Source organism: Fictibacillus halophilus (genome assembly GCF_016401385.1).
Classification (GTDB): domain Bacteria; phylum Bacillota; class Bacilli; order Bacillales; family Fictibacillaceae; genus Fictibacillus; species Fictibacillus halophilus.
The window spans coordinates 2350130-2363198 of sequence record NZ_JAEACF010000001.1; the positions used below are offsets into that span (position 1 = coordinate 2350130).

Here is a 13069-nt window from a genome sequence, read left to right on the forward strand (position 1 = left end):
TTATTTTCTGCGTTTCAAGAAAGGAATGCGATCACCTAATATAATGTTTAATAAGCCTGATCGGTGACTTAAGAACACATACACCGCTCCCCCAGTGAGAATACCGATCGTTAATTTAATGATCGTATCAAGTCTTGTCTCTGTCTCACCTAAAAGCGCCGATACAATCATGACGGTTACTGCCATCGCTGAGCAAAATAACGTGATCAGAACCGTTCTTCGATACACCCATTTAAAGGAGAAGCCGCTGTATTTTTTAATGATATACAGATTAAACAAAATCGAGAGTGTGTATCCGATGTCTGTTGCAATAACAGAGCCGGTCCCACCGAACAGCAATAATAAAGGCTTGTTCAAAAGTAACTTTGCTAAAAAACCAGCTGATAAACTGATAAACGCATAACGTTGCTGATTAAGTCCCTGTAAGATCGCTGCCGTAACGGTAAACATCGCAAACCATAATGCAGTCGGCGCGTACCATTGAAGATAATAACCGCCGGTCTCCATAGATGACAACCCAAAGAGTGCACCATATGCAGGGTATGCAAGAACCGTTAGCCCGATCGCTGCTGGTGCAGTTAGAAATAACACCATCTGAAACGTTTGCGTGATCTGCTTATGAAGAATCTCATCATCGTTTTGGGTGAACGACTTCGTTATAACAGGTATCAAGGTTAGTGCAAGAGCAGTTGCTAATGATACTGGAATCATAACAAGCTTATGCGCGATCTGTGTGATGATGGCAAATACAGATTCTGCTTCATCTAAAGTGTAATCAATATCTTTAAGCGTTTTTACGATCGTAAACTGATCCACCATCTGATAGAGCGGAATAGCTAGACCGACAGCTACAAACGGAATCGCATACTTGATCGTTTCTTTATAAATATCTCTTAACGATATATCAGCAACAGGTTTACTTTCTCTATACATCTTGTCCAGATGCGGTTTTCTTTTTATCCAATACCAGATGAGAACCCCCAAGCCTGCGATTGCACCTAGAGTAGCTGCAAATGTAGAAAGTGCTACAGCTGTCGTAATCTCACCCTTCATTAGATTGATTACAACGAAACTTCCAACAAGGATGAACACAATTCGAACGATCTGTTCAACGACTTGTGACACCGCTGTTGGCCCCATAGATTGAAAGCCTTGGAAATATCCTCGAATCAAACTCATAGAAGGTACTACAATCAAAGCGGTACTTACCATTCGAATAACTAATGTAATATCTTCAATGCTGTTGCCTTGTCCACCTTTTTCATCAATAATCTGATGAGCAAGTATAGGCGCTAACATATACAGAATGACAAAAGCTAGAGTTCCTGTCAGCGTCATGACTAGAAGACCAGATTTCAACAGTTTCCTTCCTGCAGCATAATCTCCTAATGCATTATATTTCGAAACAAATTTAGAAACAGCAAGCGGAACGCCCATTGTGGAAATACTAAGTAATATGGTATATGGAATATAAGCATAGCCGTATAAAGCCATACCTTGTTCTTCTACTAGATTGGTAAATGGAATTACAAAGATCAATCCGATAAATTTCGAGAAAAACGTCGCAGCGGATAAAATCAATGTTCCACGAAGTAATCGAGACAACTATTTTCAGCTCCTACTAATCATCCTAAAAAACATTATTGATATTGTATCACATTCAAAGCGGAAGTAACCTACTTTAACTTTTTGCAAAAAAGTAAGGATTATGAAACATATAGTCTTTTTGATTAAGCTATGCTATTGTATGAAATGATTTTTATTGAACGTATAAGAAAGTTGGGATTGTATGATTTATGATTGTATAGTGATCGGCGGTGGACCTTCTGGCCTGATGGCGAGTGTAGGTGCTGCTACGAATGGTGCACGGGTTCTATTAATCGATAAAGGAGAAAAACTGGGTCGTAAACTTGCTATTTCTGGAGGCGGACGTTGTAACGTCACAAACCGTCTGCCTGTTGAAGAAATTATCAAACATATTCCGGGGAACGGCCGTTTTTTATACAGTGCCTTTTCCGTTTTCAACAACGAAGATATCATTCAATTCTTCGAGGGGTTAGGAATTCAATTAAAGGAAGAAGACCATGGGCGCATGTTCCCTGTTACAAATAAGGCGACTGATGTTGTTGCTGCTCTTCTGCAAAAAATAAAACAGCTTGGTGTTACCATTCGAACGAACACTCCTGTAAAAACGATTCATTATGGAAATGATATTCACGAGATCGTTCTGCATAGTGGAGAAGTGATCCAAACAAAATCGATCGTAATCGCTGTAGGCGGTAAATCTGTTCCGCATACGGGTTCCACAGGAGATGGTTATGCATGGGCAAAAAAGGCGGGGCACACGATCACAGAACTCTATCCAACTGAGGTTCCCATCACTTCAAATGAACCATTCATCAACCAAAAGACCTTGCAAGGCATCTCTTTACGAAATGTTGCACTGTCGGTATGGAATCCAAAAGGAAAAATGATTAAAGCTCATCAGATGGATATGATCTTTACTCATTTTGGAGTTTCTGGGCCAGCTGCGTTAAGGTGTAGTCAATATGTAGTCAAAGCACTAAAAAAATTCGATGTACCATCAATTGAGATGAGGATTGATTCGTTTCCTGATGAAAATGAAGAAGCCTTACTTACTTCTTTACAGAAAAGAATAGATTCTGAACCTAAGAAAGCATTTAAAAATGTACTGAAAGGATTACTTCCTGAAAAGTTTCTTCATTTCTTAATCGAACGTGCAGAGATTGATGGTGACTTCATTGCTGATCAAGTTTCCAAACAAGCCCTTCGTCAGCTTGTTACACAAATGAAGAGTTTCTCTTTTTCTGTGAACGGTACCTTATCTATCGAAAAAGCTTTCGTTACAGGTGGCGGCGTTTCAGTTAAAGAAATCGCACCTCAAACGATGGCATCTAAGAAACAAGAAGGGTTATTCTTCTGTGGAGAAATCTTAGATCTGCACGGATACACAGGTGGTTATAATATTACCGTTGCCTTTGTAACAGGGAATATTGCGGGAACTAACGCAGCTTACCATGCAATGAGCTAAGCACGAGTCCTATAAAACAAGAAGAGTGACAACCAACTTAGTGGTTGCCACTCTTCTTTATTTAGGTGATTCGATTTTTTTATAGATAATCATCGCTGAAAAAGAAAACATCGTATCGTCCTCTGAGTGCACATTATCACATACGGCTATTTGATATTTAATATCCACAATTTTTTCAGTAGGAACGATGCTCAGAAACTCATTTAAAGCGATCTCTAAATCCTCTTCATGATCTTCATCAAAGATTTTTACTTGTATCATTCAAAAAGCATCCCCTTTCAGCCAAAAGTTTAGGTATTCTTTCGGCCTTTGGAGATGCTTATCCTTTGTTAGGTTTTGACTAGTTTTGTCTTAGAGATTTTCAAGAGCAGTTTGAATAGGTACTTCTCCCTCAATCAACTCGAAGACTTTGTGGTTAACCTTTTCATTTCCGAGGCATGCAGCAAGTGTTCTTGCTACATCCGCTCTAGGGATAGATCCACGCTCGTTTAATTTTTCTTTGGCTTGAATCATGCCCATACCATCATCATCCGTCAGCGCACCTGGACGCAAGATCGTATAATTTAATGTGCTGTTTATCAGTTCTTGATCTGCTTTTCCTTTTGCCTCAAGATAATGCTGAAGTCCTTCTGGTCCTTTTTCAGGTGTATCTGCACCTATCGAACTTACTAGAATGAATTGTTTCACCTTATGTTTTTGCGCTAATTTTATAGACTTTACCGCTCCTTCATAATCTACAGCGTCTGTTTTCTCTGGTCCTGTATGACCACCAGAACCAGCTGAGAAGATAACAGCTTCAATTCCTTCATAAACATGTTCAAAGTCCTGTTCTAAATCACCTAAAACGGCAGTAATGTTCTCATGCTGAAAATGATCTTGCTGCTCTTTCTTTCTGACCATCGCTTTTACAGCGTGTTCTTGATCAGCAAGTATATTACATGTCATTTTTCCAATATTACCGTTTGCTCCGATTACTAATACATTCACTACATATCCACTCCTTCTATTTGTCTACTTATGTAGTGTTTCACGAAATGAAAGTATTAAAACATTTTGTTGTGTTATTGAGGTATAGTTTATAGGCCAAGAGGTTCCCAATCCACATATTGAGAGAACTTGATCTTAAATCCAATAAAAAAGCTTAAAACACCGTTTCATTCACGACGTTTTAAGCTTTTCTGCTAATTCATAACAACATTCTTATGTAAGTGTATTTGAAGTTCATCAGCATGAAGCGGTTTGTACAAGTGATAGCCTTGTCCGTATACACACCCCTGCTCTACTAAAAAATCGATCTGCTCACGGGTTTCAATTCCTTCTGCAATTACGTAAAAATCAAGATTATGTCCCATATCAATTATTGTTTTTACAATCGCTCCTGCTTTTGAATCTGTCAAAATATCATCGATGAACATTTTATCTATCTTTAATGTATCAACAGGCAACTGTCTCAGATATGTTAATGAGGAGTAACCTGTACCAAAGTCATCGACTGATATGCGAATTCCTTTTTCCCTTAAAGAATTCAAAATCGGAAGAGCTTCCTCCATGTTTTGCATCGTTGTACTTTCTGTGATCTCCAACTCTAGTGAAGTAGGTGGAAATTCTGTTTCAGAAAGAACACATTCTACTTTTTCGATAAAAGAGTCTTCTAACAGCTGCCTAACCGATATATTTACCGAGATCAAGAGATCACTAAAGCCGTTTTTATGCCATCTCAAACCTTGCAAACACGCTTCTCTTAACACCCATTCTCCGATAGGTAAGATCAGCCCCGTTTCTTCAGCGATCGGAATAAACTCAGCAGGAGAAATCATTCCCTCATCTTCTTTATTCCAGCGCAATAATGCTTCCACACCTAAAATCTTATTATTTCCGATATGAACTAAAGGCTGATAAACAAGGAAGAACTCGTTGTTCGTTAAAGCTTTTCTTAAACCATGCTCGAGAGTTAACCTTCTTTCCATCTTGCTATCACGTTGTTCTGTAAAAAACTGATAGTTGTTTCGTCCTTTTTCCTTTGCCTGGTACAGAGCGGAGTCAGCACGTTTTAAAAGCGTTTCGCTGTCTGACCCATTTCCTGGATATGTACTGATTCCAATGCTTGGTGTTGTAAATACTTCTTGCCCACTCAGTTTAAAAGGTTTTGTAAAAGCTTGAATGATCTGCTCTGCTTTTTGTTTGATCTCACTGATTTCTTTAAAGTTTAACAAAATCAGAAATTCATCACCACTTCTCCTAAACACAGTTCCGTAAAACCCTACCGTAACCTTTAGAAGTTCCGCTACCTTCTGTAGCAACAGATCACCAAAGCTATGTCCAAGTGTATCGTTCAGAACGTTAAACCGATCTAGGTCTACATACAACAGAGCTAGATTTCGATTTTGAAGATCAGCTTCCTTTATTTGTTTTTCTATCGTCTGCAAAAAACCATTACGATTAGGCAGTCCTGTTAATTCATCATAATAAGCCATATGCTCAATCGTGATCTCCGCTCTTTTTCTTTCTGTAATATCAATAAGAATGGAGTTGAAGTCAACTAGCTCTTTGTTGTCGTTCAAAAAAGGAATTCCTCGATCTTGTATCCAACGTATTTCACCGTTCGGCTTCATAATTCGATACTCACTTGTTGTGATCAATCCGTTCTGAATAGCTACACCTCGGTTAATAATGATCTCATCATCGTCAGGATGAATGACCTTTTTCCATAATTCTGAGTCATCATAAAAAGCTTGCAGGGGATAACCATATAATTTTTCAATACCAGATGTAATCAGAAGTTTATTCGTCTTTAGGTTGTGTGACCATATCGCAACATCGATACTGTCAAATATATTTTGAAGCTTCATTCGGCTTGCTTCTAATTCAGCAAACGTTTCTTGATGATTTAAGATTTCCTGCTCTAAATTTATTGCATAACTATCTTTTACGATCAGCATTTTATAAATCAAAATTGCAAAAAGAACAACAATTCCTAGATCAATCCCATACATCAAGTAGCTCTGATTGTACATTAATCCAATTGTGCTTACAGTATGTAAGGTAAACAAAACTGCTATGATATAGGTCCATTTTTTTGTTTTTGCGTGTTTTAATGGCATTTGTAAGCCTCCAAGGCTAATAAGTATACCCTTTCTATCGGCTATTTCTTGGAAATTTAAACATTCTTTAATAAAGTAAACATACACATCAAAAAACTCTCTGCTCAAGTCTTTGAGCAGAGAGTTTTATTTTAGTCTTTATTATATTCCAACATACCGCCAGTCATATTCTTCACCTTAAATCCATGATCTTGCAGGAAATAAGCTACATTCTCACTGCGTCGTCCGGAACGGCAGACGATGATGTGTTCTTCGTCTTTGTTTATTTCATCTAATCGAACGGGTATCTCACCCATTTTAATATGAGTTGCCTCTGGGATCTTCCCTTCAGCTACTTCTTCATCTTCACGAACATCAATTAGAGAAATCTTTTTACCCTCTTGGAGCAATTGCTTAACTTCTGACGGTGAAATTTCTTTTAATTCTTCCATGAGCATGTGCCTCCTTTAATTCGCTACGATATTCACAAGCTTACCTGGAACTGTAATGACTTTGCGAATCGTCTTTCCTTCAATGCTTTGTTGAACGGATTCATCTTTTAAAGCAGCCTCTTCCATATCAGAACCACTGATGTTTGCGGCAATCGTCATCTTCGCTTTAAGTTTGCCGTTCACTTGCACAACAATTTCAACTTCATTTTCTACTAGTTGCGCTTCATCCCAAACTGGCCAAGAAGCATAAGCGATACTGCCTTCTCCACCTAGCATTTCCCAAAGCTCTTCGCAAATATGCGGAGCGATCGGGGAAAGCATCTTAACAAAACCTTGCATGAAATCTTTTGGAAGAACTTCCTGCTTGTTCGCTTCATTAACAAATACCATCAATTGTGAAATGGCTGTATTAAAGCGAAGCCCTTCATAATCTTCAGTTACTTTCTTAACCGTCATATGATAAAGACGATTGAAGGCTTCAGTTCCATTTGTATCTTGAATAGAAGGATTTATCTTCTCTCCATCTTCAGCAAGAAGTAATCTCCAAACACGATCAAGGAATCTGCGAGCTCCATCTAAACCAGTTGTGCTCCATGCGATGGAAGCATCAAGTGGACCCATGAACATCTCATACAAACGTAGTGTATCTGCACCATGGCTTGATACAATCTCATCAGGATTCACAACGTTTCCTTTAGATTTACTCATCTTTTCATTATTCTCCCCAAGAATCATTCCTTGGTTGAAAAGTTTTTGGAAAGGCTCTTTTGTCGGAACGATACCAAGATCATACATAACCTTGTGCCAGAAACGAGCATAAAGAAGATGCAGCACCGCGTGCTCCGCTCCACCAATATAAATATCAACTGGTAGCCAATGCTTCAACTTTTCAGGAGATGCTAATTGCTCCTCATTTTTCGGATCGATATAACGAAGATAATACCAACAGCTTCCTGCCCATTGCGGCATCGTATTCGTTTCACGACGTCCTTTCTTTCCTGTTTCAGGATCTACAACGTTTACCCACTCTTCTACGTTAGCAAGTGGGGATTCTCCTGTTCCTGAAGGTTTGATCTCTTTAACAACCGGTAGAAGAAGAGGAAGCTGATCTTCTGAAACCGTCGACATCGTGCCATCTTCCCAGTGGATGACCGGGATTGGCTCGCCCCAATAACGCTGACGAGAGAATAACCAGTCACGAAGACGATACGTGATCTTCTTCTCACCTTTTTTGTTCTCAGAAAGCCATTCGTTCATCGTTGTAATCGCTTCTTCTTTTTGCATGCCATTCAAGAAATCAGAATTTACGTGTTCACCATCACCTGTGTACGCTTCATCTAATACATTTCCGCCAGCAACCACTTCTGCGATCGGAAGTTCAAACTTAACCGCGAACTCGTGGTCACGTTCATCATGCGCAGGAACCGCCATGATTGCACCCGTTCCATAGCTTGCTAGAACATAGTCTGCAATCCAGATCGGAAGTTTTGCACCTGTTACAGGATGAATAGCATATGCACCGGTAAATACACCAGACTTTTCTTTTGCAAGTTCTGTACGTTCAAGATCAGACTTTGTTTCTACTTGTCTTTGATAAGCCGTTACTGACTCTTTTTGGTCTTCAGTTACAATATCGTTTACTAGTTTATTTTCAGGAGCTAGCACTAAGTATGTTGCACCAAAAAGTGTATCTGGTCGTGTTGTGAAAACAGTGATCTTAGAAGAATGTCCATCAACGTCAAAGTGGACTTCTGCTCCCTCTGATCGGCCGATCCAGTTTCGCTGCATGTCTTTCAAGCTCTCAGGCCAATCTAGTTCATCTAGATCTTCTAACAGTCTGTCAGCGTATGCTGTAATTTTAAGCATCCATTGTCTCATAGGTTTACGAACGACAGGATGACCTCCGCGTTCACTTTTCCCATCAATGACTTCTTCGTTTGCAAGTACTGTTCCAAGCGCTTCACACCAGTTCACAGGTACTTCATCTACATACGCAAGTCCTTTTTTATAAAGCTGGATAAAAATCCATTGTGTCCACTTGTAATAAGAAGGATCAGTTGTGTTTACTTCACGATCCCAGTCATAAGAGAAACCAAGCTCTTTAATCTGTCTGCGGAACGTGTTGATGTTTGTTTCTGTAAATTCTGCTGGGTCGTTTCCTGTATCAAGCGCATACTGTTCTGCAGGAAGTCCAAAAGCATCCCATCCCATCGGATGAAGCACATTGTATCCTTGCATACGCTTCATTCTAGATAGTATATCTGTCGCCGTGTAACCTTCCGGGTGACCTACGTGAAGGCCTGCTCCAGATGGATAAGGAAACATATCTAGCGCGTAAAATTTCTTTTTATCATATTCTTCTTTTGTTTGGAACGTTTTGTTCTCATCCCAGAACTGCTGCCACTTTTTCTCGATTGTTTTGTGGTTATAATACATAACCGATCCTCCTTAAAAAACTGTACTTTTAAAAACAAAAAACCTTCCGCCCCTAATAAACATTAGGGACGAAAGGTTAGTTAACAATTTAAACCTGCCGCGGTACCACCCTGATTAATGCAAAAAATCGCATTCACTCGGAAACATACCTTAACGCGGCGAACGGCAAGCATTACTTCATTCACACTTGCAACTAAAGGGCGAGTTCAAAAAAGTCCGGGTTGACTTGCACCAGCCGTCAACTCTCTATCATTTCCATTCTTTTTTTACTATTCCCTATCATCGTTATTAAAAAATTTAGATGTTAATTTGTATTTTATGAATAACTCCCTAAATTGTCAAGGTTGTTCATAAGTATAATAACCTATTTTTACCACTTTCAAACAGAGGCTATATCGCTGTAAGCGGTATCTTGACAAACGTTAAGGAGCTGTTTAATGTAATGTTAACTGCAATTATTTTTATGTTAACATTTTAAAAAGGGGTGCAACAAACATGCATGAAAGTAATCAAAAACTGAAGATGTCACTATACGCAGCACTTATGGCAGGAATTACAGCGATCCTCGCGCAACTGACTATCCCTCTCCCGGTAGTTCCAATTACGGGACAGACTTTAGCGATTGGGCTTTGCGCAACCATTTTAGGTCGGAAATACGGTACACTAGCTGTTATGATCTATGTCACAATGGGTGCGATCGGTCTCCCCGTTTTCTCTGAAGCTAAAGGTGGATTCATGGTCCTGATCGGTCCAACAGGTGGTTATATCGTCGGCTTTATCATAGCTGCTTATTTCACTGGCCTCATTTTAGAGAAGACAAGTTTTACTCTAATGCCTGCTATTGTTGCAAACGTTGTGGGTATGGTGATCACACTTGTTTTTGGTGCCGTTCAATTAAAGTTTATTGCAAGCCTTAGCTGGGAACAAGCGATGAGTGGCGGTGTTATTCCTTTTTTGCTCGTCGGAGTAATCAAAGCCATTTTAGCAGCTGTTCTTGGCGTTACGATCAGAAGAAGATTAATGTCAGCTAAACTGCTTCCAAAAGAAGAGACAAGAGCCGCTTAATTCATCAAAATATAAACCAAGAGACCGTGATTATCCTATCACGGTCTCTTGGTTTTTCATTATCTATAATTCTCAAGAAGCTTGTTGAGGAACTTCAGTTTGCATAATGGCATGTCGACTCTTGCTGTATATGATCGTTAAAATGAAAGCAAGTACCATCAGACCAATAATCGTTTGAAACAATACGGATATGTTGAAAATATCTGCAATCATTCCCCCAAACAACGGTCCGAGCATCCTTCCCCCTGTGGCTGTTGAGTTTACGATTCCTTGATAGAATCCGGCTCTGCCTTCAGGAGCGAGCTCTGCTGCGATGGAAGGAACGCCCGGCCAAACGAGCATCTCACCAACAGTGAGTACAATCATCGCCAACATAAAGCCACTAAAGTCTTTCGCATTTCCCACCATCACAAAAGAAATGACGAATATACAATATCCGACCAAAATTTGCGATGTTGTTGAATGCAGCCATTTTTTCAGGAAAAGATTTACTAATGGCTGACCGAGAACGATAAACACACCATTAACGGTCCAGAGTAAACTATACATTTTCAGACTTACCCCTAGTGATTGAGTATAAGCGGCGATCGTGGACTGCCACTGAACATAACCGATCCAAGCCAACAGATATCCTCCGCATAAAATCAATAGTGCTATAAACGCTTCTTTGTTATGAATTCTTTTACGTTGAGAGAAGACTGTCTGTACAGAAGCTTCATCAGTTTTATCGATTCCTTTAAAACCGAACAACACAATAATAAAAAATACAAAAGAAAGAGTGGAACAACTGATGAAAGAGAGTGTAAAAGAATAAGAAGCTGCAAAACCACCAAGGGCAGCCCCGAGTGCTACCCCTACATTCTGAGCAATATAGATTCTATTAAAAGCCTTTCTTCCACCCTCTCTCCACATCGTTCCTGCTAATGCATACATAGAGGGAAAGACGATTCCCATTCCAAAGCCCATAAAAACAAGAAGGACACTGTACATCCAAAAATCATGAAACCAGATTAATAAGAAGGAAGTTGTAAATGAAATGGAGACTCCAAGCATAATCGTTTTGTAGCCTCCTAATTTATCAAACAATAATCCTCCCGTTAAGTTGCCGATGATTCCGGCACCGGAATTCAACAGAAGAACAATTCCTGCTACGGTAAGTGATTTACCAAGGTGTTCATGTATAAAAATCGTATTGATCGGCCACAAGAAACTTGAGCCCGTCACATTAAGCGCCATTCCAATAATGAGCAGCCATACTTTCGCTGGCATATAAATCCCCCGCTTGCTAACTAAGATGTCTTAAACCACTCTGTATTTTATTCCTTTTTCCTGCACTTTACAATTTGAAAGTACTGACAACTCACTTTGCCGCTCACACTGCGAACATGCTACAATGTCATATGGTGCTCATCACCGTATGAAGGAGTGAGAAAGATGACACACCTTATGGAAAAACCAGATTATTTTGGAGAGAAAAGATATTACACATGGAATCAGCATTTAAAGTCCCATTTTGGAGATAAAATTATTAAAGTGCCACTTGATGGAGGATTTGATTGCCCGAATCGTGATGGCAATGCAGCATATGGAGGATGTACCTTCTGCTCTCAAAGTGGCTCAGGAGATTTTGCGGGGAACCGTCGTGATGATATCATCACACAATTTCACACCGTTAAAGAAAGAATGCATTCAAAATGGAAAAAAGGTAAATATATAGGCTATTTTCAAGCTTTTACGAACACCTACGCTCCTGTTGAGCAACTAAAAGAGCTTTATGAAACGGTACTCGAACAAGAAGGTGTTGTTGGACTTTCCATTGCTACGAGGCCTGATTGTTTACCAGATGATGTGATTGAATATTTAGCTGACTTAAATAAACGAACGTATCTTTGGGTCGAGTTAGGACTTCAGACTGTGCATGAGCGAACAGCAATGCTCATCAACAGAGCTCATGACTATGCAACCTATGTAGAAGGAGTAGAAAAACTTCGAAAACATAATATCAGAGTGTGTTCACACATCATTAACGGATTGCCGTTAGAAACCCCCGAAATGATGATGGAAACAGCACGAGAAGTTGCAAAGCTAGATGTTCAAGGAATCAAGATTCATCTGTTGCATCTTTTAAAAAAGACACCTATGGTCAAACAATACGAACAAGGCATGTTAGAATTTCTGGATTTTGACACATATGTGAAATTAGTTTGTGACCAGCTAGAGATCCTTCCCCCACAAATGATGATTCATCGACTAACTGGAGACGGACCATCTGATCTATTGGTTGGACCTATGTGGAGTCTGAACAAATGGAAAGTGTTAAATGCAATTGAAAGTGAGCTAAAAAACAGAAATAGTTTTCAAGGTAAATTTTATAATACGTCTGAGGTGAACACACCATGAAATTAGAAGGAGTTTTGCCGTTTGCGAGAACACTTCTTCGATCGTTCTGTGAAGAAGGTGATATCGTAATTGATGCAACATGTGGAAACGGAAACGACACTTTATTTTTATCTAAACTCGTTGGCGAGAGTGGCCATGTGTTTGCTTTTGATATTCAAGAGCATGCAATCGAGAACTCAAAACAACGGCTTGTTGATCATCATGCAAATCATAATGTTACCTTTTATCATGCCTCTCATGATGAGTTAACAACTCAGTTACCTAGTGACCTTCATACAAAAGTAACTGCCGCTATTTTTAACCTCGGCTACTTACCTGGAAGCGACAAGTCGATTACAACAACAGGATCATCTACCATCGGTGCAATTGAACAGCTCCTCCAGCTATTAAAACCTGAAGGCGTAATCATACTCGTAATCTACCATGGACATGAAGAGGGAAAAAGAGAAAAAGAACTAGTCATGAATTATGTAAAACAGTTGGATCAAAAACAGGCTCATGTTTTACAATACGAATTTATTAATCAAAAAAACGACCCCCCATTTGTAGTCGCAATTGAAAAAAGAGGCTGAATTCAACTAATC

At 39.4% G+C, this 13069-nt stretch carries 11 protein-coding genes and 1 other annotated feature; of the genes, 4 read left to right on the forward strand and 7 right to left on the reverse strand.

From position 1 onward, the window contains the following. Nucleotides 1–1605 (reverse strand): putative polysaccharide biosynthesis protein, encoded by a 1605-nt coding sequence (locus I5J82_RS12210; protein WP_198768063.1) that lies wholly within the window; start codon nucleotides 1603–1605, stop codon nucleotides 1–3. A gap of 184 nt (nucleotides 1606–1789) precedes the next feature. Here I5J82_RS12210 and I5J82_RS12215 point away from each other — a divergent pair, with 184 nt between their 5' ends. After that, the gene (locus tag I5J82_RS12215; protein WP_198768064.1) at nucleotides 1790–3052 is read left to right on the forward strand and encodes a BaiN/RdsA family NAD(P)/FAD-dependent oxidoreductase; all 1263 of its coding nucleotides are present in this window, start codon (nucleotides 1790–1792) and stop codon (nucleotides 3050–3052) included. Between the two features lie 57 nt (nucleotides 3053–3109). Here I5J82_RS12215 and I5J82_RS12220 read toward each other — a convergent pair whose 3' ends face one another. The 5 genes from I5J82_RS12220 to leuS all read right to left on the reverse strand — a co-directional run bounded on the left by I5J82_RS12220 (nucleotide 3110) and on the right by leuS (nucleotide 9020). After that, entirely contained in the window at nucleotides 3110–3313 is a 204-nt protein-coding gene (locus tag I5J82_RS12220) for a sporulation protein Cse60 (RefSeq protein WP_198768065.1), read from the reverse strand. Nucleotides 3314–3403: 90 nt separating this feature from the next. Next, on the reverse strand, nucleotides 3404–4039 hold the full coding sequence (locus tag I5J82_RS12225) for an SDR family oxidoreductase (protein WP_198768066.1): 636 nt from the start codon (nucleotides 4037–4039) through the stop codon (nucleotides 3404–3406). A 194-nt stretch (nucleotides 4040–4233) separates the two neighbouring features. After that, nucleotides 4234–6153, reverse strand: coding sequence for a putative bifunctional diguanylate cyclase/phosphodiesterase (locus I5J82_RS12230; protein ID WP_198768067.1), 1920 nt, complete (start codon nucleotides 6151–6153; stop codon nucleotides 4234–4236). Between the two features lie 131 nt (nucleotides 6154–6284). Continuing rightward, a complete protein-coding gene (locus I5J82_RS12235) occupies nucleotides 6285–6584 on the reverse strand; it encodes a rhodanese-like domain-containing protein (protein ID WP_198768068.1) in 300 nt (99 codons plus the stop codon). A 15-nt stretch (nucleotides 6585–6599) separates the two neighbouring features. Then, nucleotides 6600–9020 carry a leucine--tRNA ligase gene (leuS, locus tag I5J82_RS12240; RefSeq protein WP_198768069.1) on the reverse strand — a complete coding sequence of 807 codons (2421 nt, stop codon included), beginning with the start codon at nucleotides 9018–9020 and terminating at the stop codon, nucleotides 6600–6602. 61 nt (nucleotides 9021–9081) lie between these two features. Further along, nucleotides 9082–9312 (reverse strand) — a binding site (T-box leader). A 203-nt stretch (nucleotides 9313–9515) separates the two neighbouring features. Between leuS and I5J82_RS12245 the strand changes: the two genes are divergently transcribed. Then, complete coding sequence (locus tag I5J82_RS12245; RefSeq protein WP_198768070.1) at nucleotides 9516–10085, forward strand: biotin transporter BioY; 570 nt, start codon at nucleotides 9516–9518, stop codon at nucleotides 10083–10085. Between the two features lie 72 nt (nucleotides 10086–10157). Here the strand turns inward: I5J82_RS12245 and I5J82_RS12250 are convergent, their stop codons facing one another. Beyond that, a complete protein-coding gene (locus tag I5J82_RS12250; protein ID WP_198768071.1) occupies nucleotides 10158–11354 on the reverse strand; it encodes an MDR family MFS transporter in 1197 nt (398 codons plus the stop codon). Nucleotides 11355–11519: 165 nt separating this feature from the next. Between I5J82_RS12250 and mnmL the strand changes: the two genes are divergently transcribed. Both mnmL and mnmM read left to right on the forward strand, forming a co-directional pair. Next, nucleotides 11520–12485: a tRNA modification radical SAM protein MnmL/YtqA gene (mnmL, locus tag I5J82_RS12255; protein ID WP_233096472.1), complete on the forward strand. Its 966-nt coding sequence runs from the start codon at nucleotides 11520–11522 to the stop codon at nucleotides 12483–12485. Beyond that, nucleotides 12482–13057, forward strand: a complete 576-nt coding sequence (gene mnmM / locus I5J82_RS12260; RefSeq protein ID WP_198768072.1) for a tRNA 5-(aminomethyl)-2-thiouridylate-methyltransferase MnmM — start codon at nucleotides 12482–12484, stop codon at nucleotides 13055–13057. Before mnmL ends, mnmM begins: the two co-directional genes overlap by 4 nt. Nucleotides 13058–13069 lie beyond the last annotated feature (12 nt).